The organism is Streptomyces sp. NPDC016851 (assembly GCF_055562795.1).
The window spans coordinates 182,320-207,002 of the sequence record NZ_JBVHEP010000002.1; the positions used below are offsets into that span (position 1 = coordinate 182,320).

21 protein-coding genes are annotated in these 24,683 nt (G+C 71.3%); 10 read left to right on the forward strand and 11 right to left on the reverse strand.

Features of this window, described 5'->3' with window-relative positions:
- The first annotated feature begins 89 nt into the window (after positions 1–89).
- From ACZ3I3_RS03565 to ybaK, 4 genes are all read left to right on the forward strand, one after another.
- Positions 90–1,667 (forward strand): oxidoreductase, encoded by a 1,578-nt coding sequence (locus ACZ3I3_RS03565; RefSeq protein WP_467362202.1) that lies wholly within the window; start codon positions 90–92, stop codon positions 1,665–1,667.
- Positions 1,668–1,788: 121 nt separating this feature from the next.
- Complete coding sequence (locus ACZ3I3_RS03570; protein ID WP_467362717.1) at positions 1,789–2,820, forward strand: hypothetical protein; 1,032 nt, start codon at positions 1,789–1,791, stop codon at positions 2,818–2,820.
- A gap of 11 nt (positions 2,821–2,831) precedes the next feature.
- Positions 2,832–3,572, forward strand: coding sequence for an LON peptidase substrate-binding domain-containing protein (locus tag ACZ3I3_RS03575; RefSeq protein WP_467362203.1), 741 nt, complete (start codon positions 2,832–2,834; stop codon positions 3,570–3,572).
- An 11-nt stretch (positions 3,573–3,583) separates the two neighbouring features.
- Positions 3,584–4,090, forward strand: coding sequence for a Cys-tRNA(Pro) deacylase (gene ybaK / locus ACZ3I3_RS03580; protein ID WP_467362205.1), 507 nt, complete (start codon positions 3,584–3,586; stop codon positions 4,088–4,090).
- Between the two features lie 102 nt (positions 4,091–4,192).
- Here ybaK and ACZ3I3_RS03585 read toward each other — a convergent pair whose 3' ends face one another.
- The 4 genes from ACZ3I3_RS03585 to ACZ3I3_RS03600 form a co-directional block, all read right to left on the reverse strand.
- Entirely contained in the window at positions 4,193–4,924 is a 732-nt protein-coding gene (locus ACZ3I3_RS03585) for an AAA family ATPase (RefSeq protein WP_467362206.1), read from the reverse strand.
- 56 nt (positions 4,925–4,980) lie between these two features.
- Positions 4,981–5,802, reverse strand: coding sequence for an ABC transporter permease (locus ACZ3I3_RS03590; protein ID WP_467362207.1), 822 nt, complete (start codon positions 5,800–5,802; stop codon positions 4,981–4,983).
- Positions 5,803–5,902: 100 nt separating this feature from the next.
- Positions 5,903–6,877 carry an ABC transporter ATP-binding protein gene (locus ACZ3I3_RS03595; RefSeq protein ID WP_467362719.1) on the reverse strand — a complete coding sequence of 325 codons (975 nt, stop codon included), beginning with the start codon at positions 6,875–6,877 and terminating at the stop codon, positions 5,903–5,905.
- Between the two features lie 123 nt (positions 6,878–7,000).
- Complete coding sequence (locus ACZ3I3_RS03600) at positions 7,001–8,212, reverse strand: NYN domain-containing protein (RefSeq protein ID WP_467362209.1); 1,212 nt, start codon at positions 8,210–8,212, stop codon at positions 7,001–7,003.
- 221 nt (positions 8,213–8,433) lie between these two features.
- Between ACZ3I3_RS03600 and ACZ3I3_RS03605 the strand changes: the two genes are divergently transcribed.
- Positions 8,434–8,598, forward strand: a complete 165-nt coding sequence (locus ACZ3I3_RS03605) for a hypothetical protein (RefSeq protein ID WP_356020618.1) — start codon at positions 8,434–8,436, stop codon at positions 8,596–8,598.
- Positions 8,599–8,698: 100 nt separating this feature from the next.
- Here the strand turns inward: ACZ3I3_RS03605 and dnaE are convergent, their stop codons facing one another.
- Entirely contained in the window at positions 8,699–12,238 is a 3,540-nt protein-coding gene (dnaE, locus tag ACZ3I3_RS03610; RefSeq protein WP_467362211.1) for a DNA polymerase III subunit alpha, read from the reverse strand.
- 215 nt (positions 12,239–12,453) lie between these two features.
- Between dnaE and ACZ3I3_RS03615 the strand changes: the two genes are divergently transcribed.
- The 4 genes from ACZ3I3_RS03615 to ACZ3I3_RS03630 all read left to right on the forward strand — a co-directional run bounded on the left by ACZ3I3_RS03615 (position 12,454) and on the right by ACZ3I3_RS03630 (position 17,242).
- Positions 12,454–13,803 (forward strand): DUF2252 domain-containing protein, encoded by a 1,350-nt coding sequence (locus ACZ3I3_RS03615; protein ID WP_467362214.1) that lies wholly within the window; start codon positions 12,454–12,456, stop codon positions 13,801–13,803.
- A gap of 92 nt (positions 13,804–13,895) precedes the next feature.
- A complete protein-coding gene (locus ACZ3I3_RS03620) occupies positions 13,896–14,591 on the forward strand; it encodes a hypothetical protein (RefSeq protein WP_467362216.1) in 696 nt (231 codons plus the stop codon).
- A gap of 78 nt (positions 14,592–14,669) precedes the next feature.
- On the forward strand, positions 14,670–15,479 hold the full coding sequence (locus tag ACZ3I3_RS03625) for a thioredoxin domain-containing protein (protein WP_467362218.1): 810 nt from the start codon (positions 14,670–14,672) through the stop codon (positions 15,477–15,479).
- A gap of 92 nt (positions 15,480–15,571) precedes the next feature.
- Positions 15,572–17,242: an alkaline phosphatase D family protein gene (locus ACZ3I3_RS03630; RefSeq protein ID WP_467362220.1), complete on the forward strand. Its 1,671-nt coding sequence runs from the start codon at positions 15,572–15,574 to the stop codon at positions 17,240–17,242.
- An 18-nt stretch (positions 17,243–17,260) separates the two neighbouring features.
- Here the strand turns inward: ACZ3I3_RS03630 and ACZ3I3_RS03635 are convergent, their stop codons facing one another.
- The gene (locus tag ACZ3I3_RS03635) at positions 17,261–17,830 is read right to left on the reverse strand and encodes a dienelactone hydrolase family protein (RefSeq protein ID WP_356923019.1); all 570 of its coding nucleotides are present in this window, start codon (positions 17,828–17,830) and stop codon (positions 17,261–17,263) included.
- A 107-nt stretch (positions 17,831–17,937) separates the two neighbouring features.
- Here ACZ3I3_RS03635 and ACZ3I3_RS03640 point away from each other — a divergent pair, with 107 nt between their 5' ends.
- Positions 17,938–19,062: a mechanosensitive ion channel family protein gene (locus tag ACZ3I3_RS03640; RefSeq protein WP_467362221.1), complete on the forward strand. Its 1,125-nt coding sequence runs from the start codon at positions 17,938–17,940 to the stop codon at positions 19,060–19,062.
- Between the two features lie 155 nt (positions 19,063–19,217).
- Here the strand turns inward: ACZ3I3_RS03640 and ACZ3I3_RS03645 are convergent, their stop codons facing one another.
- From ACZ3I3_RS03645 to ACZ3I3_RS03665, 5 genes are all read right to left on the reverse strand, one after another.
- A complete protein-coding gene (locus ACZ3I3_RS03645) occupies positions 19,218–20,804 on the reverse strand; it encodes a Na+/H+ antiporter (protein WP_467362223.1) in 1,587 nt (528 codons plus the stop codon).
- 118 nt (positions 20,805–20,922) lie between these two features.
- Positions 20,923–21,411, reverse strand: a complete 489-nt coding sequence (locus ACZ3I3_RS03650; protein ID WP_467362225.1) for a GNAT family N-acetyltransferase — start codon at positions 21,409–21,411, stop codon at positions 20,923–20,925.
- Positions 21,408–22,352 carry an RluA family pseudouridine synthase gene (locus tag ACZ3I3_RS03655; protein WP_467362227.1) on the reverse strand — a complete coding sequence of 315 codons (945 nt, stop codon included), beginning with the start codon at positions 22,350–22,352 and terminating at the stop codon, positions 21,408–21,410. The genes ACZ3I3_RS03650 and ACZ3I3_RS03655 overlap by 4 nt, the downstream gene beginning before the upstream one ends.
- Before the next feature lie 64 nt (positions 22,353–22,416).
- On the reverse strand, positions 22,417–23,037 hold the full coding sequence (gene lspA, locus ACZ3I3_RS03660; RefSeq protein WP_467362229.1) for a signal peptidase II: 621 nt from the start codon (positions 23,035–23,037) through the stop codon (positions 22,417–22,419).
- An 87-nt stretch (positions 23,038–23,124) separates the two neighbouring features.
- The gene (locus ACZ3I3_RS03665) at positions 23,125–24,561 is read right to left on the reverse strand and encodes a TraR/DksA family transcriptional regulator (protein WP_467362231.1); all 1,437 of its coding nucleotides are present in this window, start codon (positions 24,559–24,561) and stop codon (positions 23,125–23,127) included.
- Positions 24,562–24,683: the final 122 nt, after the last annotated feature.

A 24,683-nucleotide genomic window follows, 5' to 3' on the forward strand; every position in this document is an offset into this window, starting at 1 on the left:
CACGTTTCGCGTTCGGGGCGTCACTCAGCGGGCATGAACAGGTGTACGAAGCATCTGACCCGCGAGTATCCGGGGAGGAAGGAAGAGACGTGACCGAGGGGGCCGGCGTGCGTGCCGGGGAGCTGCCCGACGACCTGACGGCGGCCGAGGCCGGGATGTGGCAGGCGTTCCGCAACGGCAGTGTGTACGACCTGAGCAGCGGTGACCCGGTGGTGGACGACCCGCACGGCGGCCACCCCTGGGGCGAGGAGCGGACCGTGCGGGCCCGGATCGTCTGCTGGCTGCTCCTGGACGGCCCGCCCGCCCTGGCCGGCCGGGTGTCGTCGCTGAAACTGACCGGCGTGCTGATCAGCGGCTCGCTGGACCTCGCGGGCGGCACGGTGGTGCCGTACGTCGAGATGCGCCAGTGCCGGTTCGAGCAGGACGTGCTGCTGCCGGAGGCCCGCTTCACGACCGTGCGGATGGTGGACTGCTCGGTGCCGCGGCTGGAGGCGGCCCGGGTGCAGACGGAGGGCGATCTGCATCTGCCGCGCTGCCGCTTCCACCGCGGCATCCGGCTCACGGACGCCCAGATCGGCACGGACCTGATGCTCAACCAGGCGATCGTGCACCGGGACCGCCACGGCCGGTCGATCGCCGCGGACGGCCTGACCGTCGGCCAGGACTTACAGGCCGAGCTGCTGGAGTCGCACGGCGAGCTGAGCCTGCGCGCCGCCACCATCGGCGTGTCCCTGAGCCTGCGCGGCGCCCGCCTGTCCAACCCGTACGAGCGGCTCGCCTTCAACGCTCCGCAGCTGACCGTCGAGCGCAGCCTGTACCTGACCCCGGCGGGCGTCGGCGCCCAGGCGATGAGCGGGATGACCCCGGCGCGCGGGACTCGGATCCAGCGGTTCGCGTGCGAGGGCGGGATCCGGCTGGACGACGGGCGGTTCGGCGACGCGGTCGACTTCGAGCAGGCCAGATTCACCCTCACGGACGACCAGGAGCTGTCACTGCGCCGCGTGCAGACGCCGGAGCTGCGGTTCCTCGGCGAGGGTCCCGCGCGCGGGCGTGTCGTGCTGTCGGGGGCGAAGATCGTCAACCTGATGGACCGGGCGGACGCGTGGCCCGGCCCCGGGCGGCTGCACATGGGCGGCTTCACCTACGAGAACCTGGTGCCGCGCGGGCCGTTCCCGCTGGCCGAGCGGCTGGACTGGGTGGCGGCGGCGACCGCCGAGTACAACCCGGAGCCGTACGAGCGGCTCGCGGCCGTGCTGCGGGCCGGCGGGGAGGACGAGGACGCCCGCGAGGTGCTGCTCGCCAAGCAGCGCCGGCACCGGGAGAGCCTGCCGCCGGCCGCCAAGCTGTGGGGTTACGCGCAGGACTGGACGGTCGCCTACGGGTACCGGCCGGCCCGGGCCGCGGTGTGGATGGCGGTGCTGTGGGCGGCGGGCTCATTCGCCTTCGCCCAGGCCGGGCATCCGCCGCTGAAGCGGGGCGAGCATCCGGAGTGGAACCCCGCGCTGTTCACGCTCGATCTGCTGCTGCCGGTGATCGACCTCGGCCAGGTGGGTTTCTGGCAGTTGCGCGGGGGCTGGCAGTGGCTGGCGACGGCCATGATCCTGCTGGGCTGGATCCTGGCGACGACGGTGGCGGCGGGGGCGACACGGTTGCTGCGGCGCAACTGATGATGTCGCTGTGACCAGTGTTGTTGAACTGTCACAGCTTTACGTTCTCTTGACCTTGCGGCGTACAACTTTCCGCGAGTTCCCCGAACGATCTGGCGCCGCCATGACCAGCGGACTTTCAATGGTCGGCACCATGGCCATGCAGCTTCCGTTCATCCGCCCGGGCCGGATGACAAGGACCGCTCCCCGCCCCGTCAGCAGGCCGCGCGCCGACGACGAGGTGGTGCTCGACGCGCCCGACGCCCGGCTCAGTCCGGCACTGGTCGCGGCCGCCCGCGGCGACCACGGACCGGCCTCCGGGCTGCTCCGCGCGACCCGGGCGGCGGCCGAGTGGGAGCGGCGCGACCGGTACGTGACCCGGCTGGCCGCCTTCGCCCGCTCGCGCCCCGACTGGCTGGACGCCTGGCTCGCCACGGCCCCGCAGGACCCGGACGCGCTGCTGCTCGGGGCCCAGCTGGCGGTGGACCGCGCCTGGCGGTCACCGGCCCGGGCCGAGGCGCTGCGCGAGGTGAGCCCGCTGATCACGGCCGCCGCGCGGGCCGACCACGGCGATCCCGTCCCCTGGCGGCTCGCGCTGGACCACGCGCGCGGCGCCCAGGCCGGACACAGCTACTTCGAGGAACTGTGGGCGGCGGCCGTCCGCCGCGCCCCGCACCACTACGGCTGCCACGAATCGGCCCTGCGCTATCTGGCCGCCTCCTGGCACGGTTCGCACCAGGAGTGCTTCGACTTCGCCGACCGGGCCGCCCAGGACGCGCCCGCCGACGCCCTCGTCCAGGCGCTCCCGCTGCGGGCGGCCTTCGGCTACCTCACCGACGGCTGCGGACCCGAGCTGCCGCGCGAACGGCTGGACGCCGCCGCCGACCGGGCCATCGCTCTGTCCCCGCGGCTGCCGGCCGCCGACCCCTGGCCGGCCCGGATGCGGAACCTGCTGGTCTTCGTCCTGGTGCGCCTGGAGCGCTGGCCGGACGCCCGGGAACAGCTGCTCCTGAACGGCCCGTACGCCACCTCGTTCCCCTGGGACCAGGTGTCGGACGACCCGCTCGGCCACTTCCTGCGGGTACGCGACGACATCCTGTCCGGAGCAGCCGTCCGGCCTGCCGGGCATCCACGGAGTGAACGGGGCGGACGAGTCCGCTCCGGCGACCATTAGGCTTTTGCGTCGTGACCACCGTCCGGCTCCCCCTCTTCCCCCTGAACTCGGTGCTGTTCCCGGGGCTCGTGCTCCCGCTCAACGTCTTCGAGGAGCGGTATCGCGCCATGATGCGCGAACTGCTGAAGACGCCGGAGGACGAGCCGCGCCGGTTCGCCGTCGTGGCGATCCGCGACGGCCACGAGGTGGCCCCGAGCGCGCCCGGCATGCCCGACCCCACGTCGCTGCCCGAGCGGGGGCCCGCCGCCGGCTTCGGCGCGGACCCGGCCAAGGCGTTCCACAAGGTGGGCTGTATCGCGGACGCGGCGACGATCCGGGAGCGGACCGACGGCTCCTTCGAGGTGCTGGCGACCGGCACGACCCGGGTACGGCTGCTGTCGGTGGAGGCGTCGGGTCCGTTCCTGACGGCCGAGCTGGAGACGTTGCCGGAGGAACCCGGCGACGAGGCGGCGCCGTTGGCCGAGGGGGTGCTGCGGTCCTTCCGCCAGTACCAGAAGCGGCTGGCGGGCGCGCGGGAACGGTCCCTGACGACCGGCGCCGACCTGCCCGACGAGCCGGGCGTGGTGTCGTACCTGGTGGCCGCGGCGATGATGCTGGACACCCCCACCAAGCAACGCCTGCTCCAGGCGCCCGACACGGCTTCCCGGCTGCGCGACGAGCTGAAACTCCTTCGCTCCGAGACGGCCATCATCCGTAATCTGCCGTCGTTGCCGTCGTCGGACCTGACGCGCGGCCCGACGAGTCTCAACTGAAGCGGACCGGGATGGCGAAGAAGTCGAAGAAGCAGCACCAGCCGGGCGGCACCCCCGCGACCGTCGCCCTCACGGCGGCGGGCGTGGAGTTCACGGTCCACTCCTACGACCACGACCCCGCCCACCCCTCCTACGGCGAGGAGGCGGCCGAGGCGATGGGCGTCTCCCCCGACCGCGTCTTCAAGACGCTGGTGGCCGACATCGACGGCGCCCTGACGGTCGCGGTGGTCCCTGTGGCGGGCCAACTCGACCTGAAGGCCCTTGCGGCGGCGGTGGGCGGCAAACGCGCGACGATGGCCGACCCGACCCTGGCGGAACGCACGACGGGCTACGTCAGGGGCGGTATCTCGCCCTTGGGCCAGCGCAAGAAGCTGCCGACGGTCCTCGACGCATCGGCGTCCTCCCACCCGACGATCTGCGTCTCGGCGGGCCGGAGAGGGCTGGAGGTGGAACTGTCCCCGGAGGACTTGCAGAAGCTGACGGGGGCGGTACTGGCCCCTGTTGGGCGATTGACTTGAGCTGCGGGCAATCGTGCCGCTAAGGGCGGCACGGGTGGGCGCAGCGGCACCCCGCTACGCCGGGCTGCGCACCCACCCCGCCTCAGCCCAAACGCCGGGCACTTATGCGGCAGGCGGTGCCTCATAAGGCCCATGCCCAAGCTCCGGCTCCGGATCCCGAGGCCCGAACAACGCCATGAGCCCGAGATGCAACAGCAGCGCGGCAAGCGGCCAGGCCAGCAACGCCCCCTTCGCCCCCAACTTCAACGGCGCGGAGAACGTCACCCCCCGCCCCAGCTCCCGCGCACGCGCGACCACGTCCTCCGCAGGCCCGAGCCACACCCCGACCCGCCAGGCCAGCAACGACCCGAGCAGCCCCCCGATGGCCAGCCCCACCACCAGCGGCACACCCCCACGCCGCCGCAGCAGGAACACGACCAGGGCGCTGACGACCCCGAAGGCCAGCCCGAGCAAGGAGAACGTGCCGTCGACCCCGACGGCCTGCTCCCCCTCGGTGTCCTTCAGGTAGACGATCCACTTCCCCTCGACCACGTCCCCGATCAGCGGCACGTGCGGCGCGAGCCACCACCACAGCACTCCGAGCAGCACCCCGCCGAGCGCCACCGCGAGGGCGACCACGCCGGCCTCCCGCATTTCCGTCTTCATGCCGGGCCCGTCCTGCCCGTACCAGCCGTGCCCGGAGTACGCGGCGTAGTCGGCGCGTTCGGCGTATTCGGCGTGCTGAGACCCGGGAGCCCGGGATCCGTGCCCCCCGGACCCGGCGCCCGGCGGCGGCCACGCATCCTGTGCGGAACGTTCATGCGGCGGCGGTGGCGGATTCAGTGGTGCGGTCACCCTGCCATCGTGCCAGGCCCGCCTGTGCCCCGCGTCACCGGACGATCCCTCCCCGCTCACCGGACGGCCGCCCGGCGGTACGCCCAGGTCGCCACGGCCAGCGAGACCACGCCCACGAGCCCGCACACGGCGAGGTCGCCGAGCACGAAGGCCCAGTCGGGGTTCGGCCCGAACGTCCGCGCGAAGGCCTCCACGCCGTACGTCGACGGCAGCAGATCCCGCGCGAACCGCACGACCTCCGGCATCCGGTCCGCCGGCAGCACGCCCAGCAGCAGCGCCGCCGACATGCCCAGCTGCCCGAGCAGCGTGGCCAGCTCCGGCCGGGGCGCGAGCAGCCCGAGCGCCGCCCCCAGCCCGGCAAGCGCGGCGCCCGCCAGCGGGATCACGGCCACCAGGACCCACAGATGGGCCAGCGGCAGCCCGAACAGCACACAGCCGAACACGGCCGTCACGACGGTCCCGGGCACGGTGAACGACGCGTACGCGCCCGCCGCGCCCAGCACCACCGCCGCCGGCGGCACCGGCAGCGTCGCGTAGTGGTCGAGCCCGCCGCTGGCCCGCAGCTGCCCGAAGTACTGCGCGAGCAGGTTCAGCGCGACGAAGGCCACCACCAGGACGGACGACCCGGCGACGACGGCCTGCGCCTCCGCCCCGTCGTCCACGACCCCGCGCATCAGGATCATGATCCCGACCGACTGGAACGTCGCCACGAACAGCAGCGGGATCCGCGCGACCCGCGCCCGGGACAGCTGCGCCCGGTACACGGCCGCCAGCGACGGCCACAGCCGCGCCCGGGGTCCGAGCTCGGCCGCGCACACGGCGGGCTCGTCCACGGCCAGGGCACTGCCCGGCAGGACATCGGCGGGTACGACACTCACGTCGCGCTGCTCCCCTTCGTCGGGTCCACTGCGGCAGTCGCCCTGTTCGGTACGTACGCGGCGGCCCACGCACTCAAGGCCTCGGTGTTCCTCACGTTCCTCACGCCTTCACCAGCCCTTGCTGCGCGGCACCGCCCAGCGCCAGGTACACGTCCTCCAGGCTCGGCGTGGCCAGCGTGAAGTCGTCCAGGGCGGCGAAGGCGGCTCCTCCGGTGACGGTGGCGACGACCGCCCGGGCCTCCTCGGGCCCGAGCCGGAGCGTCCACAGGCGGCCCGACTCCACGGCCCGGTCCCGCAGCGCGGCCACCTCGGGGACGTGCAGCGGCGCGGCGTCCCGCCACACCAGGTCGACGCGCACCTCGCCGGCGACCTGCTCCTTGAGCCCGGCCGGGGTGTCGCAGGCGATCACCCGCCCTCGGTCGAGGACGGCCACCCGGTCCAGCACGGTCTCGGCCTCGATGACGTTGTGGGTGACGAGCAGCACGGTCGTCCCGCGGTCGGCCCGCCGCCGGTCGACGGCGGACCACACGGCCCGCCGCGCCACCGGGTCCATGCCGGTGGTCGGCTCGTCGAGCACGAGCAGCGGCCGCTCCCCCACCAGCGCCGCGGCGAAGCACGCCAGGCGCCGCTGGCCCCCGGAGAGCTTCTTCAGCGGCCGCCCGGCGAGCGGCGCGAGCCCCAGCTCGTCGAGGACGTCGTCCCGCTCGGCCCGCGCCCGCCGGATGTCCAGGCCGCGCAGGCGCCCGGTGGTCTCGGCGGCGAGCGACACGGTCAGCTCGTCGAGGGCGGTGGACTCCTGCCCGAGATAGGCGAGGATCCGCGCGGCCCGCTCCGGGTGGCGCACGATGTCGTGCCCGAGGATCTCCACGCTGCCGCGGTCGGGCCGCATCAGCCCGGTGAGCTGCCGTACGAGGGTGGACTTGCCGGCGCCGTTCGGCCCGAGCAGGCCGAAGATCTCGCCGCGCCGGATGTCCAGCGTCACGTCGTCCGTGGCGCGGACCTCGGGTGTTCCGGGAGCGCCGCGCCGTCCGCGGACGGCCGGGTAGGTCTTGGTCAGCCCGCGCACCGCGCACACGACGTCACCCTCGTGCCGAAATGCCTGTGCCGCGCGCTTACTCACAAGGGACGAGACTACGGGGTCGACTGCCCCGGCCCGCTCTCGGGTCGGTCCCGGGCGGGAAATCCGTCGGCAAAGTCCTCATTCGCCGACGGGCGCGTGCTCCACTCCCGTGCGCACGCCGATCTCCTTCCAGAAACCGGCCCGGATGGCGTAGCGGTCCCGCTCGTCGATCTGGTCGTCCTTGTGGGCGAGCAGGCCGAAGCGGGCGGCGTAGCGCAGCAGCTCCCCGTCGACGCGGTGCGGGATGCGTGGGTACATCCCGGACAGTTTCTGCAGGTGGCTCTGGTCGCCGAGGCGCTCGACCCAGCGCCGGGCGAAGACCTGCCCCACCTCGTAGGGGTCGCCGCCGACGGTGGTGATGTCCTCCTCGCGGTCGGCCCACCGCTGCTCGGCCGTGGTCAGCTGGGCGAGCGTCGGCATCGAGGCGGCCTCGGGGGGCTCGGCCGTGGGCCGGTCGACCCAGCCCTTGTCGGAGGACCAGCGGAGGGTGGCGGAGGCGGGCTGCTGGGCGGACTGGGGGCCGGGGGCGCGCAGGGCGGCCAGGTCTTTGGGCGTGGGGACCACTTTGGCGGCGGGCGCCCGTTCCTCCGCGCCGTTCTGCCCAGGGCCGGTCGCGGGGTGCTGCGGCTGCGGGGCGGGGCGCTCGGCCGCGGCGGCGAGCGCGGACTCGGGCAGCGGGGCGGAGAGGATCGCGGCGATCTCGGGCCGGGTCGCGGGCTGCGGGGCGCACACGCCGGTGTGCTCCTTGGCGCGGACGGCCTTGGTGATCCACGCCCGGTCCAGGACGCGCCGCTCGTCGGCCTCGGCGACCAGGTCCTCGGACTGGTTGTAGTCGCCGTCGGCGGCCTGCACGGCCCACAGGTGGACGGCGACACCGTGCTCCTTGGCGGCCATCATGCCCGGCAGCAGGTCGCCGTCCCCGGTCACCAGGACGACGTCGGAGCAGGCGCGGTTGCGGGCCAGCTCGGTGAGCTCGGCGTGCATCGCGGCGTCCACGCCCTTCTGCGCCCAGCGGCCGTCGCTGCGGGTCAGCGCGCCCAGCCGGACGGTGACCCGGGGCATCACGCGCAGCCTGCGGTGCTCGGGCTGCGGGACGCGGTCGGGGGCGCCGTCGAACCAGTAGATCCGCAGCAGCGGCTGCTGGGTGTCCGACTCGGCGCGTTCGCGCAGCCCCTGGATGAGGGCGGTGTGGTCGACGGTGATCCGGGATCGTGAGGGTTCTCCGGCGAGGAGACTCGCCGCCGCCCCCAGCAGATACCCCGCGTCCACCAGGACGATGCAGCGGTCCACACGACTCACCCTCTTCCCGGGAGGTTTGCTTCGGGCTTGCTTCGAGTCTGCCCGACGGCGCGGAGGTTAACGGCCGGAACTCGATCTTCGGCGTGGCGTTTCGCTCCGGCCCGCTCCGACTGCCCCTGTCACGCAGGGTAATTGTCCGACATGCGATCGTTGTCGGCCTGTGTGAATCTGGTCCCGGCCCTGGCCCCTAGTCCCCCACAGGAGGCATCACCATGGCCAAGAACAAGAACCGTGACCGTAAGCAGCAGCGTCCGACCGAACGCGGGCAGCGGGCGGACCGCAGCCCCGCGGCGGAGACGGAGCCCCAGCCCGAGGTCGAGCTGACCCCCGGCGACGTGGCGTCCCGCAAGCGGAAGCGCAGCTTCGGCCACAACTGACATCTGTGTAACGGGTTGTTGAGACCCACGCACATGCGCGAGGGGCGTACCAGGTACCGGGTACGCCCCTCACGCGCGTCAAGAGCCCGCTCCCGCGGCGTCAGCCCGCCAGGCAGGACGGCCCGAGCAGCACCTTCAGGTCGCCGAAGAGCGCCGGGTCCGGCTTCACCCGGTGCCGGTCCAGGCGCAGCACGGTCGTCTTGGTCGGCCCCTGGAGCCTGATCCGGACCTCGCTGTCGCCCTTGTGGTGACTGAGGACCTCGCCGAGGCGGCTGACCAGCGGCGGGGTGACCCGCGTGGCCGGGATGGTCAGTACGACGGGCGCGTTGGTGCCCGCGTTCGACAGGTCGGGGACCTGCAGCTCCATCGCGACCAGCCGCGGCACGTCCTCACGCTTGTCGAGGCGGCCCTTGACGAACACCACGGCGTCCTCGACGAGTTGGGTCGAGACGAGCTGGTACGTCGCCGGGAAGAACATGCACTCGATCGAGCCGGCGAGGTCCTCGACGGTGGCGATGGCCCAGGCGTTGCCCTGCTTGGTCATCTTGCGCTGGAGGCCCGAGATGATGCCGCCGATGGTGACGACCGCGCCGTCCGCGTGCTCACCGCCGGTCAGCTGGGAGATGCCCGCGTCGGCCTTGTCGGACAGGATGTGCTCCAGACCGAACAGCGGGTGGTCGGAGACGTACAGACCGAGCATCTCCCGCTCCTGGGCGAGCAGATAGGTCTTGTCCCACTCCTCGGTGGTGAACTCCACGTCGAGCCCGAAGCCCGGCTCGTCGCTCTGCTCCTCCCCCATGCCGCCGAAGAGGTCGAACTGCCCCTCGGCCTCCTTGCGCTTGACCGCGACCACGTTGTCGATCATCGGTTCGTACTGCGCGGTCAGGCCCTTGCGGGTGTGGCCCATGGCGTCGAAGGCGCCGGCCTTGATCAGCGATTCGGTGGTGCGCTTGTTGCAGACCACCGCCTCCACCTTGTCGAGGTAGTCCGGGAACGAGGTGTACTTCCCCTTGGCCTTGCGGCACCTGATGATCGACTCGACGACGTTCGTACCGACGTTGCGCACGGCGGAGAGGCCGAAGAGGATCACGTCGTCGCCCTGGGCGGCGAAGTTGGACACCGACTCGTTGACGTCCGGCGGGAGCACCTTGATGCCCATGCGGCGGCACTCGTTGAGGTAGACGGCCGACTTGTCCTTGTCGTCCTTCACGGACGTCAGGAGCGCGGCCATGTACTCGGCGGGGTGGTTCGCCTTGAGGTACGCCGTCCAGTACGAGACGAGTCCGTACGCGGCGGAGTGCGCCTTGTTGAACGCGTAGCCGGCGAAGGGGACCAGCACGTCCCAGAGCGCCTGGATGGCCTCGTCGCTGTAGCCCTTCTTACGGGCGCCCTCCTTGAACAGCACGAAGTTCTTCGCCAGTTCCTCGGGCTTCTTCTTGCCCATCACGCGGCGGAGGATGTCGGCCTCGCCGAGCGAGTAGCCGGCGATGATCTGGGCGGCCTTCTGCACCTGCTCCTGGTAGACGATCAGGCCGTGGGTGACGTCCAGGACCTCCCTGAGCGGCTCCTCCAGCTCGGGGTGGATCGGCGTGATCTCCTGCTGCCCGTTCTTGCGCAGCGCGTAGTTCGTGTGGGAGTTCATGCCCATCGGGCCCGGGCGGTACAGGGCCGACACGGCGGAGATGTCTTCGAAGTTGTCCGGCTTCATCAGCCGGAGCAGGGAGCGCATGGGGCCGCCGTCGAACTGGAAGACGCCGAGGGTGTCGCCGCGCTGGAGCAGTTCGAAGGTCGTGGGGTCGTCGAGCGGGAGGCTCAGGAGATCGATGTCGATCCCCTTGTTGGACTTCACCATCTTGACGGCGTCGTCCATGATCGTCAGGTTGCGCAGGCCGAGGAAGTCCATCTTCAGCAGGCCGAGCGACTCACAGCTCGGGTAGTCCCACTGCGTGATGGTCACGCCGTCGGTGTGCCTGACCCAGACCGGGACGTGGTCGGTGATGGTCTCGCTGGACATGATCACGCCGGCGGCGTGCACGCCCATCTGCCGGACCAGGCCCTCGACGCCCTTGGCGGTGTCGATGACCTTCTTCACGTCCGGCTCGTTCTCGTACATCGCCCGGATCTCGCCCGCCTCCGAGTAGCGGGGGTGCTCGGGGTTGGTGATGCCGTCGAGGTTGATGCCCTTGCCGAGGACGTCGGCGGGCATGGCCTTGGTGAGGCGGTCGCCCATCGCGTACGGGTAGCCCAGCACGCGCGCGGAGTCCTTGATCGCGTTCTTGGCCTTGATGGTGCCGTACGTGCCGATCATGGCGACCTTGTCGGCGCCGTACTTCTCCGTCACGTAGCGGATCACCTCGACGCGCCGGCGCTCGTCGAAGTCGATGTCGACATCGGGCATGGAGATGCGCTCGGGGTTGAGGAACCGCTCGAAGATCAGGCCGTGCGGGATGGGGTCGAGGTCGGTGATGCCGAGGGCGTAGGCGACGATCGAGCCGGCCGCGGAGCCTCGGCCGGGGCCGACCGCGATGCCCTGCTTCTTGGCCCACATGATGAAGTCGGCGACCACGAGGAAGTAGCCCGGGAAGCCCATCGAGATGATGGTGTCCATCTCGTACTCGACCTGCTTCATGCGGTCGTCCGGGATGCCGTCCGGGAAGCGGCGGTGCATGCCGCGCAGGGTCTCCTCGCGGAACCAGCTGACCTCCGTGTACCCCTCCGGGATGTCGAACTTGGGCATCAGGTCGCGCTTCTCGAACATGCCCGTGGTGTCGACCATCTCGGCGATCAGCCGGGTGTTGGCGCAGCCCTCCTGCCAGGCGTCCGAGGAGTCGATGGCGTACATCTCGTCCGTGGACTTCAGGTAGTAGCCGGTGCCGTCGAACCTGAAGCGGTCGGGGTCGGAGAGGTTCTTGCCGGTCTGGATGCACAGCAGGGCGTCGTGGGCGCTCGCCTCGTGCGAGTAGGTGTAGTGCGAGTCGTTGGTGACCAGCGGGGGGATGCCGAGCTTCTTGGCGATCTCCAGCAGGCCGTCGCGGACCCGGCGCTCGATCTCGATGCCGTGGTCCATCAGCTCCAGGAAGTAGCGGTCCTTGCCGAAGATGTCCTGGTAGTCGGCGGCGGCCTTGAGGGCCTCGTCGAAGTGGCCGAGACGCAGCCGGGTCTGGACCTCGCCGGAGGGGCAGCCGGTGGAGGCGACGATGCCCTCGGACCACTGGGCGATGGTCTCCTTGTCCATCCGGGGCCACTTCTGGAGCCAGCCCTCGGCGTAGGCGTCCGAGGAGAGCCGGAAGAGGTTGTGCAGGCCGGTCCTGTTCACCGCCCACATCGTCTTGTGGGTGTAACCACCGGAACCGGAGACGTCGTCCCGCTTCTGGTGCGGCTGGCCCCACTGGATCTTGCGCTTGTTGCGGCGCGACTCGGGCGCGACGTACGCCTCGATGCCGATGATCGGGGTGACCCCGGCCTTCTGCGCGGAGTGGAAGAAGTCGTACGCCCCGTGGAGGTTGCCGTGGTCGGACATGGCGATGTGCGACATGCCCATCTCGTTGCACGCGTTGAACATGTCCTTCAGCCGCGCGGCACCGTCCAGCAGCGAGTACTGGGTGTGGACGTGCAGGTGCGTGAACGGCGGCTTTGACACGGCTGCGGCCTCCAGGGAAAACGTATGTCGAATGGGGCCCGACAGGCTGCGGACAGTCTGGGGGACAGCGTCGAAGTCTATGCCTCGCCACTGACACTCGGGGGCCTGACCCGCGTACCTTCGTGCGGGGCTCGCGGGCACTCCCGCGGACCGCCGCACGTTACGCAGAGGGCGGACCTGCCGTCCCCAGACGCACCACCAGGAGGCACCCAGCGATGTCGTTCCCGCAGCTCGACGACGAGCACCGCGGTGAGGAAATTCTCGCCGTCTTCGACACCGCCTTCGGCGAGCTCCTGGCCGCCGACCCGGCTGCGTTCCGCGTGAAGTTCCGGAAGATGGCGGCCTCGGCCTTCGCGTTCTACCGGGGCACGGCAGCGCTCTTCTACCACGACCTGGACGAGGAGAACGCCGGGCGGGGTGGCGGGAAAGTACTCAGCGGCCCGTTCCTGGACGAGCGCACCTCGCGCGTGTGGATCCACGGCGACCTGCACGCGGAGAACTTCGGCACGTACATGGACGCCAACGGCCGCCTGATCTTCAACGTCAACGACTTCGACGAGGCCTACGTCGGCCCCTTCACCTGGGACCTGAAGCGCTTCGCCGCCTCCATCGCCCTCATCGGGTACGCCAAGGCGCTCAGCGACGAGCAGATCTCCGAGCTGGTGACGATCTACGCGGTCTCCTACCGCGAGCGGATCCACGCCCTGGCCACCGGCGCCAAGAGCGACGAGGTGCCCCCGTTCACGCTGGACACGGCACAGGGCCCGCTGCTGGACGCGCTGCGCGACGCCCGGTCGCTGACCCGGTTCGGGCTGCTGGAGTCGATGACCGAGATCCGCGACTTCGAGCGGCGCTTCGCGCCCGGGGGCGGCTCCGTCGAGCTGGACGCGGCCACGCGCTACAAGGTTCTCGCCGCCTTCGACGGCTACCTGGAGACGCTCCCGGACAGTTCGCTGGCCCGCCCGGACTCCTACCGCGTGAAGGACGTCGTCGGCCGGCGCGGCATCGGCATCGGCTCGGCGGGGCTGCCGTCGTACAACATCCTGCTGGAGGGCCACAGCGACGCCCTGGAGAACGATGTGGTGATCTACATCAAGCAGGCCCAGACCCCGGCCGTCTCCCGGCACGTCACGGACCCGGCGATCCGCGACTACTTCCAGCACGAGGGGCACCGCACGGTCATCTCCCAGCGCGCCCTCCAGGCGCACGCCGACCCGTGGCTGGGCTGGACGGAGCTGGACGGCGCGGGCCAGCTGGTCGCCGAGGTCTCGCCGTACGCGGTGGATCTCGACTGGGGCGACATCGACGACGCGGAGGAGATCGCCCAGGTCGTGGCCGACCTCGGCCGGGCCACGGCCACGATGCACTCGGCGGCGGACGACCAGTCCGGTGAGTCCCTGGTGCCGTTCTCCACGGAGCGGGCCATCGACGCGGCGATCGCGGGCGACGAGGAGGGCTTCGTCCCGCTGCTGACCGACTTCGCGCACAGCTACGGCGCACGCGCGCGTGCCGACCACCAGACCTTCGTGGACCTGTTCCGCAACGGCCGGATCCCCGGTCTGTAAGAAGCTCTGAGCCGGGGCTTTGGCCGTCCGCTCTCTCACAGGCATCCTTTAGGGGTCCCTTACCGGCCCCCGTGACAGACTCTCCTCTCGCTATGGACATATCCGGGATCCCGCTCAGAGCCGTACGCGCGGCGCTGTTCACGGCAGTGGTCGTGACGCTCAGCACCGCGTCGCACGTGCTGCTGTCCCGGGTCCCGCTGCCGATGGGCACGGTGGCCGCGGTCGCCGCCACCGTGTTCGTGCTCGCGTACGCCCTCGCGGGCCGCGAGCGCTCCTTCGGACGGATCGCGGCCCTGCTGATCCCGCTGGAACTGGCCGCCGACACGGTGTTCACCACGGGACAGCACGCCTGTTACGGCCGGTCGGGCGGCCCGGTCGCCGGACCGCTGCGGTCGGTCGGCCTGGACGTGCTGTGCGGGGGCGGTGAGATCGGCACACCGCTGGCCCGGATGGCCGGGGCCACGGGTACCGAACGCCTCGCCGCCGCGGTGGCGCACGCCGACCCGGCCACCGCCTGGCTGCTGCTCGGCGCGCACCTCGGCGTGGGGCTCGCCGCCGCCGTCTGGCTGCGCCGGGGCGAGCGGGCCCTGGCCCAGCTGCTGCGCGCCGTGGGGGCGACCACCTTCCGGCCGCTGCTGCTGGCGGTCGCCGCGGTGACGGTGACCCGGGCCCCGGCCGGGCCCCGGCTGCCGTCGCGGTCCGCCGACCGCACGCCCACCGCCCGCGACCGGATCCTCGCCCGCTGTCTGGGACGACGTGGACCGCCGTGCTCGCCCGCCTTCGCGTGAGGCACCTTTCGAGCACCGCCAGTCCCCCTTACGTATTGCGCACACGAACTGTGCGCGTCCCCGACGGAGAACATCACCATGAGCAAGCGGAACAGCCAGGCGGCGAAGACGGCGGCCCGTGAGCGGCTGCGCATCGAGCGCGAGCGCGAGGCCAAGCGGGCGAAGGCGAAGCGGCAGATCATCGTCGCCGCCTCCATAGTCGGCGTCCTCGCGATAGCCGGCGGCATCGGCTACGCGGTCGTCCAGGCCAACAAGCCCAGCCACTGGGAGGCCCAGAAGGACGCCAAGGTCGTCGCCCCGGCCAACACCACGGGAGCCAAGGGCACCACGGTCGTCATCGGCAAGGACTCGGCCAAGAAGACCCTGAAGATCTACGAGGACCCGCGCTGCCCCATCTGCGCCCAGTTCGAGCAGACCGTCGGTCCGACCGTGAAGAAGGACATCGACGACGGCAAGTACAAGATGCAGTTCGTCGGCGCCACGTTCATCGACAACAAGGACAACGGCGAGGGCTCCAAGAACGCGCTGAGCGCGATGGGTGCCGCGCTGAACGTCAGCGACCAGGCGTTCCTCGACTACAAGGCCGCGCTGTACTCGGCGAAGTACCACCCGGAGGAGACGACCGACGAGTTCAAGGACGACAGCTACCTCATCAAGGTCGCGAACACCGTCCCGGAGCTGAAGGGCAACAAGAAGTTCCAGGACGCGGTCGAGAAGGGCACTTTCGACGCCTGGGCGATGGCCATGTCCAAGACCTTCGACGACAACAAGGAAGGCGTGCAGGGCACCCCGGCCTTCGTCATGGACGGTAAGCAGCTGAACGACGGCAAGCCGCTGATGACGGTGGACGACTTCAACCGGGTCGTGGGCGAGGCCCTCAAGAAGTGACGGCAGGTCGGGGACCGGCCGGCATGTGAAGAGCGGGCGAACTTCGGGAGTTCGCCCGCTCCGGTGCATACCGACCAGTAACCTGATCGCTCGTGACCAGTCGATACAGATCATCGAACACGTCCGAGGGCCTCAACTCCCTCACCCCGCGCCGCCGTACGGTCGTCAAGGCCGCGGCGGCGACCGCTGTCCTGGCCGGGCCGCTGGCAGGGACCCTGCCCGCGCGCGCCGTCGAGCAGGCCCCCGCCTTCCTGCACGGCGTCGCCTCCGGTGACCCCCTGCCGGACGGCATCCTGCTGTGGACCCGCGTGACGCCGGTCCCGGAGGCGATACCCGGCTCCGGGCTCGGCCCGGACACCGAGGTGAGCTGGGTCGTCGCCAGGGACAAGGCGTTCAGCACCGTCGTCGCCAAGGGCTCCACCACCGCGACCGCCGCCTCCGACCACACCGTGAAGGCCGACATCCGCGGCCTGGAACCGGGCTCGGACTACTGGTTCCGCTTCTCCGCCGGGGGCACCGACTCCCCCGCCGCCCGCACCCGCACCGCCCCGGCGCCCGACGCGGCCGTCACCAACCTGCGCTTCGGCGTGGTCTCCTGCGCCAACTGGGAAGCCGGCTACTTCTCCCCGTACCGCCACCTCGCCGCCCGCGGCGACCTGGACGCCTGGCTGCACCTCGGCGACTACATCTACGAGTACGGCACCGGCGAGTACGGCACCCGCGGCACGGTCGTCCGCCCGCACGCCCCGGCCCACGAGATCGTCACCCTCGCCGACTACCGCGTCCGGCACGGCCGTTACAAGACGGACCCCGACCTCCAGGCCCTGCACGCGGCGGCCCCGGTCGTGGCGATCTGGGACGACCACGAGTTCGCCAACGACGCCTGGTCGGGCGGCGCCGAGAACCACACGGAGGGCGCCGAGGGCGCCTGGTCCGCCCGCCAGGCCGCCGCCAAGCAGGCCTACTTCGAGTGGATGCCGGTGCGCCCGGCGATCGCGGGCACCACCTACCGCCGCTTGCGCTTCGGCAGGCTGGCCGACCTCTCGCTGCTGGACCTGCGCTCCTTCCGCTCGCAGCAGGCCAAGGTCGGCAACGGCGAGGTCGACGACCCGGACCGCACGCTCACCGGCCGCGCCCAGCTCGACTGGCTCAAGGCGGGCCTGAAGGCGTCCGACACCACCTGGCGGCTGGTCGGCAACTCGGTGATGGTCTCGCCGTTCGCCATCGGCTCGCTCTCCGCCGACCTGCTGAAGCCGCTGGCCAAGCTGCTGGGCCTGCCGCAGGAGGGCCTCGCCCTCAACACCGACCAGTGGGACGGCTACACCGACGACCGGCGCGAGATCCTGGCGCACCTGCGGTCCAACGCCATCCGCAACACCGTCTTCCTCACCGGTGACATCCACATGGCCTGGGCCAACGACGTGCCCGTGGACGCCGGTACGTACCCGCTGTCCCCGTCGGCCGCCACGGAGTTCGTCGTCACCTCGGTCACGTCCGACAATCTCGACGACCTCGTCAAGGTCCCTCAGGGCACGGTCTCCGCGGTCGCCGCACCCGTCATCCGCGCCGCCAACCGGCACGTCCACTGGGTCGACACCGACCGCCACGGCTTCGGCGTCCTGGACATCACGGCCGAGCGCGCGCAGATGGACTACTACGTGATCTCCGACCGCGCGCGGCGCGACGCGAGCGCCACGTGGTCCCGCTCGTACCGCACGCGCAGCGGCACGCAGAAGATCGAGCGCGTCTACGACGCCGTGTGAGCCGCGGGTAGCCGCCGGCTACAGGCTGTCGAGGAAGCCGAGCGCCACCCGCCAGGTGGCCTCGGCGGCCTCCTCGTCGTAGTCCGGCAGGTCGGGGTCGGTGTAGAGGTGACCCGCGCCCGCGTACCGGTACACCTCGACGTCCGCGCCCGTCCGGCCCATCTGGAGGTACCAGGCGCTGAGCCAGTCGTCCGTCTCGAACGGGTCGGGCTCCGCCACGTGCAGCTGGACCGGCAGCTCGTCCACCGTGACGCCCGGCGCGATGTCCGACGTGCCGTGCAGGAGCAGCAGCCCGCGCGCCTTGTCGTCGCCGAGGGCGAGGGTCTGGGCGATGGAGGCGCCGAGCGAGAACCCGGCGTACACCAGCCCGCGCTCCGAGTAGGGCGCGGCGGCCAGCACGGCCCGCTTCAGCAGCTCGTCCTTGCCGATCTTCTCCTTGTGCTCCATGCCCTCCTCGACCGAGTCGAACGTGCGTCCCTCGAAGAGGTCGGGCGTCCACACCTCGTGTCCGGCCGCGCGCAGCCGGTCGGCGGCCTGGAGCACCGCGGGCCGCAGCCCATGGGTCGAGTGAAAGAGCATGATGTTCATGAGGCCATGGTGCCAGCCGGGTGTGACAGGCAAGGATCACGGCACTACCCAGGACGCCGCCGAAGTCACATGTTCATGAGCCCCGTGAGCCGGTTAGGTTCGGGGGCATGGAAAACCTGCTGCGACCGCTGCTCGTGGTCGGTGGCTCGGTCGTGCTCACGCTGGTGATCGGCTGGGCCACCGACTTCCTGCTGCGCAAGGCCGACGAACGGCACCACGAGACCCCGCTGTGGGGGCTGCTCCGCCGCGGCCGCATCCCCTACCAGCTCGTGCTCCTCGCGGCCCTGCTGAGAGGGTTGTACGACGAGGCACAGCTGCTGGAGAGCCGCAGGGAGGGCATCGGCCAGGCGCTGACCCTGGTGCTGATCGGGTCGACCGCCTGGCTGGTGATCCGTATCGCGTCGGCGATCGTCGAGACGTCGTACAGCCGGTACGCCCATTCCCGGGCCCAGCGGGACCCGGCCAGGGTCCGCCGGGTGCGCACCCAGGTGACGCTGATCATGCGGGTGGTGTCGGCGATCGTCGGTGTGGTCGCCACGGCCAGCATGCTGCTGACGTTCCCGGCGTTCCGCGCGGCGGGTGCCTCGCTGCTGGCCTCGGCCGGCATCCTCGGCATCGTCGCCGGTGTCGCCGCGCAGTCCACGCTGAGCAACATGTTCGCGGGGTTCCAGATCGCCTTCGGCGACATGGTGCGCATCGGGGACACCGTCGTCGTGGACGGCGAGTGGGGCACGGTCGAGGAGATCACCCTGACGTTCCTGACCGTGCGCACCTGGGACGAGCGCCGGATCACCATGCCGGTGTCGTACTTCACGTCCAAGCCGTTCGAGAACTGGTCGCGCGGCACGCCGCAGATGACCGGCACCGTGTTCTGGCACGTCGACCACACGGCCCCCGTGGAGGCGATGCGCGAGAAGCTCCGCGACATCCTGCGCGAGTGCCCGGCCTGGGACGGCCGCGCCTACGACCTGTCCGTCACGGACACCACCCCGAACACCCTGCAGGTGCGGGCCCTGGTGACCGCCAAGGACGCGGACGACATCTGGACGGCGCGGGTCACGGTCCGCGAGCAGATGGTCCGCTGGCTGACCGAGGAGCACCCCTACGCCCTGCCCCGGGTCAACACGGCGGACGCGTTCCCGCCCCCGTCCCGCAACGGCCACCGCCCGTCCCACGACGGCGTCCCGCACCAGCAACGCCGCTACCACGGCTCTCCGAGGCCGGAGCGCTGAGAGTGAGTTGAGGCAGAGGGGGTCCTGAAAGCCCGTCAGCCGCCAACGGCGAAATCCCCCCACGGGAAACCAGGGCCCCTCGCCCGACAGCTACGGGCGGCGCGCGGGCGGGGAACACCCCACACAGCAACCCCCACCCAGCGAAAGCCGAAAAGTCACCGCATGGACCGCACATCAAGATGCCGCAGCACCCGGTCCACCACCTCGGGATCCGCCCCCGGCTCACTCCGCGCCGCCAGCACCTCATGCCGCGCAGCGCTCAGCATCTCCTGCTGGATCCGCCGCACCCGCTTCAGCCTCCGGGCCCGCTCCCGATAGGCCTCCCGCCGCTCGTCCTCGGCCACCGCGGGACTGATCCGCACCGCGATGTCGAACGCCCGCCGCACCATCTGCTCGGACAGCTCCTCCGGCAGCTCCTCGACTTCCTCGATCTCCTGGAGCCTGCGCTTGGCCGCCTTGGACGCCCGGATCGCCAGCGTCTTCGCGAACTCCTTCTCGACGTCCGTGTCGGCCCGTACCCCCAGCCGCCGCACCAGCCACGGCAAGGTCAGCCCCTGCACCACCAGCGTCACCACGATCACCCCGAACGCGATGAAGATGATCTCGTCCCGGCTGGGGAAAGGGGCTCCCGCGTCGGTCTCCAGCGGAATGGCCAGCACCAGCGCGACCGAGGCCACCCCCCGCATCCCCGACCACCACATCACCACGGTCTCGCGCCAGCTCACCGGGATGTCCTCGTCGTAGTCCCGCCGCGCGTGCAGCCGCTTCGTCAGCCAGGTCGCCGGCAGCAGCCACAACAGCCGCACGAACACGACCACACAGACGACCACCGCCGCCCAGCCGAGCAGCTCGCCCCACCGGCCGGACGCCGTGTGGATCGCGTTGTGCAGCTCCAGCCCGACCAGCCCGAACGCCACACCGGTGACGAGCGTGTCGACGATGTTCCAGAACGTGTGCCCGGCCAGCCGCGTCATGACGTCGTCGGCGTCGGAGCCGTACTCCGCGAGGAACAGCGCGGTGGTGAGCACGGCGAGCACTCCGGACCCGTGCATCTCCTCGGCCAGGACGTACGAGGCGTACGGCACCAGCAGGGTCAGCCCGATCTGGAGGGTCGCGTCCCCGAGCAGTTCCATCAGCTTGTTCGCGCCCCAGCCCAGCCCGAGGCCCACGGCCACCGCCACCACGGCCGACACCACGAGATCGAGTCCGGCCTTCCAGGGCGAGAACGTCCCGCTGACGGCGGCGGCGATCGCCACGTGGTAGAGGACGATGGCCGTCACATCGTTGAACAGCCCCTCGCCCTCCAGGATCGACACGAGCCGGCGCGGCAGTCCCAGTTGCCCGGCGACGGCGGTCGCGGCGACCGGGTCCGGCGGCGCGACCAGCGCGCCGAGCGCGAACGCCGCCGCCAGCGGCAGGCCCGGCACGATCGCGTTGGCCGCGGCGGCCACACAGGCCATGGTGACGAACACCAGCGCCACGGCCAGCAGGAAGATCGGCCTCTTGTTCGCCGCGAACTGCCGCCAGGACGTGCGCCGCACCGCGGCGTAGAGCAGCGGCGGCAACAGCAGCGGCAGGATCAGGTCCGGCGGGATCTCGACGTTCGGCACGAAGTCGAGCAGTGCGAGGACTATGCCCAGCAACGTCATCAGCACCGGCGCGGGCACGCTGAACCGGTCCCCGACCGGGACGCTGATCACGGCCCCGAGCAGCAGCACGAACAGCAGGGCCAACTGATCCACGGTCAGCGCTCCGGAAGGTCAAACGTTCACACGACTGACCTCAAGCCTGCCACGCAACTCCCGGGACAAACCGTTTCGGCACCCTTCATGGCGGGCCGAAGCGAACGCCGTATCCGCGCTAGACCGAACGCCGCATCGCCTGGTGCGGAATGCCCGCCTCCAAGTACTCCGGCCCGTACGGCTCGTAGCCGAGCCGCTCGTAGAAGCCCAGCGCGTGCGTCTGCGCGTGCAGGTCCACGGCCGTGAGACCCCGCGCGCGTGCCGCGTCCTCGATGGCCCGTACGAGGGCGACGCCGACACCGAGTCCGCGCGCGTGGGCGGACACGGCGAGCCGGCCGAGGGAGCCCACGGACGGGTCGGCTCCGGTCTTCGCCACGGCCGCCTCCCCGAGCAGGAGCCGCCCCGTCCCGAGCGGCACGCCGTCCTCCCGGACCGCCAGCACATGGACGGCCTCCGCGTCGTACGCGTCGTACGCGTCGTACTCGATGTCCTCCGGCACGCCCTGTTCGCCGACGAACACCTCCTTGCGCACCGCGAAGCACGCCTCGCGGTCGGCCGGGTCCTCGGCGACCCGCACCACGTACGACGGCGCCGGCCTCCCGCTCATGCGTACGTCTCCTCCCGGACCTGGTCCAGGGCGTTCTGCAGGTCCTCGGGGTAGTCGCAGGCGAACTCCACCCACTGCCCGTCCCCGGGGTGCTCGAAGCCGAGCCGGACCGCGTGCAGCCACTGGCGGGTCAGATGGAGCCGCTTGGCGAGCGTCGGGTCGGCCCCGTACGTCAGGTCGCCCACGCAGGGGTGCCGGTGGGCGGCCATGTGGACGCGGATCTGGTGCGTGCGGCCGGTCTCCAGCTTCACGTCGAGCAGGGACGCCGCGCGGAAGGCCTCGATCAGGTCGTAGTGCGTGACGGACGGCTTGCCCTCGGCGGTGACCGCCCACTTGTAGTCGTGCTGCGGGTGGCGGCCGATGGGCGCGTCGATGGTGCCGCTGGTCGGGTCGGGGTGGCCCTGGACGAGCGTGTGGTACCGCTTGTCGACCGTGCGCTCCTTGAACTGGCGCTTGAGCGAGGTGTACGCGTACTCCGACTTGGCGACCACCATCAGCCCGGACGTGCCGACGTCGAGCCGGTGCACGATGCCCTGGCGCTCGGCGGCCCCCGAGGTCGAGATGCGGTACCCGGCGGCGGCGAGGCCCCCGATGACGGTCGGGCCGGTCCAGCCCGGCGACGGGTGCGCGGCCACGCCCACCGGCTTGACGATCACGACCACGTCATCGTCGTCATGCACGATCTCCATGCCCTCGACCGGCTCGGCCACCACCTGCACCGGCGCGGGCGCCTGTGGCATCTCGACCTCCAGCCAGGCGCCGCCGTGCACGCGCTCCGACTTGCCGACCACCGATCCGTCGACCGTGACCTTCCCCGCGGCGGCGAGCTCGGCCGCCTTGGTCCGGGAGAAGCCGAACATGCGGGAGATGGCGGCGTCGACGCGCTCGCCCTCCAGGCCGTCGGGCACGGGCAGGGTACGGATCTCGGGAATCGTGCTCACCCGTCGAGTATGCCGGACGGGTCCGACAGCCCCGTACCGAGCCTGTGGACAACCCCTCGCGGACTCAGTCCTTGTGGACGGTCCCGTCGGGGTCGAGCCCCTTGAACGACAGCAGCACGATCAGGATGCCGCCGCACACGATCGCCGAGTCGGCCAGGTTGAAGACGGCGAAGTGCTTGGGCGCGATGAAGTCCACGACCGCGCCCTCGAAGACGCCCGGCGCCCGGAAGATCCGGTCGGTGAGGTTGCCCAGCGCGCCGCCGAGCAGCAGGCCGAGCGCGATCGCCCAGGGCAGGCTGTAGAGCTTGCGGGCGAGCCGGGCGATCACCACGATCACCGCCGCCGCGATCATGGTGAAGATCACCGTGAAGGCCTCGCCGAAGCCGAAGGCCGCGCCCGCGTTGCGGATCGCCTCGAACCTCAGCCAGTCCCCGATGATCTCGATGGGCGGGTGGTGCTCCAGCTTGGCCACCACGATCATCTTGCTGATCAGGTCGAGGGCGTAGGCGAACGTGGCGACCGCGAACAGGACCGCGATCCTGCGCTTGCCCCGGGGCCGCCCGGCCGCCGCCGGCTCATCCGCACCGGACGCCCCGGCGGCCGCCGCCTCGTCGGGCCGCTCCCCCCCGTTACCGGCCGCGTCCGGTGTGTCCGGCGTACCGATGATGCGCTCCGCCTCTGCCACGTGAGTCCCTCAACCTAGGTGCCTGACTGAGGACGAGGGTACGTCAACCCCGGGCGTCCCACGTGCTCAGGAGGCATTCGGCGGCGGTCAGTATCGGCGCTCCTGCTTCTGCTTGCACTCCACGCACAGGGTGGCCCGCGGGAAGGCCTGCATGCGGGCCTTGCCGATGGCGTTGCCGCAGTTCTCGCACAGGCCGTAGGTACCGGCGTCGAGGCGCTCCAGGGCGCGCTCGGTCTGGACGAGCATCTCGCGCGCGTTGGCGGCCAGCGCCAGCTCGTGCTCGCGCGTGATGTTCTTGCTGCCGGTGTCCGCCTCGTCGTGCCCGGCGCCGTCCCCGGAGTCCCGCATCAGACCGGCGAGCGACCGCTCCGACGACTCGAGCTCCTCACGCAGCCGGGTCTCCTCGGACGTCAGCTCGGCACGCGCCTCCTCGACCTCCGCCTCCGTCCAGGGGTCCTCGCCCGGGCGAACCGCGAGCTCACCGGGCTCCGCCGCTGCCGCCCGTGCCTTCGGGACAGCGGTCTTGGCCGCCGTCGCCGTGCCAGGAGTCTTCTTCGCACCCACGGTCGTCGCTCCCGTCTGCTGCGCGGCCTCGGCCGCACCCGCCTTCTTGGCCGTGCTGCTCCCGGCCGTGTCCTGTGTGACCGCGCCGGTCCGGGCAGAGCCCTTCCCGACAGCGCCCTTCGTGGTGGTGCTCTCGCCTCCGGCGCGAACGCCCTCGGCCTCGACGCCCTTCTTCGCGGCACCGGCCTTGGCGGCCTTCGCCCTCTTGACAGCGGCCTTCTTCACCGCCGCCTCCTCCCCCGCCGCCTTCTTGGCCGGGGCCTCCTCGACCTCAGTCTTCTTGCCCACGGCCTTCTTGCCCACGGCTTTCTTCCCCACCGCCTCCGCGGCCACCGCCTTCTCGGCCGCCGCCTTCTTGGCCGGGGCCTTCTTGGCCACCGTCTCCTCGGCCGCCGCCTTGGCCGGGGCCTTCCCGGCCGCCCCCTTGGGGGCAGTCTGCTTGACCGCCGCTTTCCTGGCCGGGGCCTTCCCGGCCGCAGCCTTGCCTGCCGTCTTCTCAGCCACCGTCTCCTTGGCAGCCGTCTCCTTGGCAGCCTCATCCTTGGCCGAGCTTGTCCCGGCCGCGACCTTGCCTGCCGCCTTCTCGCCTGCCGCCGTCTTGCCTGCCGTCTTCCGGGCCGCCGCCTCCTTGGCAGCCGCTTTCCTTGCCGGAGCCTTCCCAGCCGTCGCCTTCTCAGCCGGAGGCCTCGCCGCGGACTTCCTGGTCACGGCCTTCCCGGCCTTGGCCACCGCTTCCTCGGCAACGGCCTTTTTGGCCGTCACCTTCTTGACGGCCGACTTCGTCTTCCCGACCGCCGACTTCGTCCCCTCGGCCGCCTTCCCTGCCGCCCCCTTCGCCGCCCGCCCCGCCGGGCCCCCCTGCGTGGTCTTCTTCCCGTCCACGTCCTTGGCCGCACCGCCGGAGGCCTCCGCGGACCTGCCGGACGCCGGCTGCTGTACGGCGGTCTTCTTCGCCACCATGGCCGCGGCCCCTTCACATATTGTGATCTTGCACGCGAATCGTTCTGGGACGATAAATCGACTTCAGTCCCGCGGCAACGGGGCACACCGCCCGATTCGCCCGCCTCGCGCACGCCGCGCGG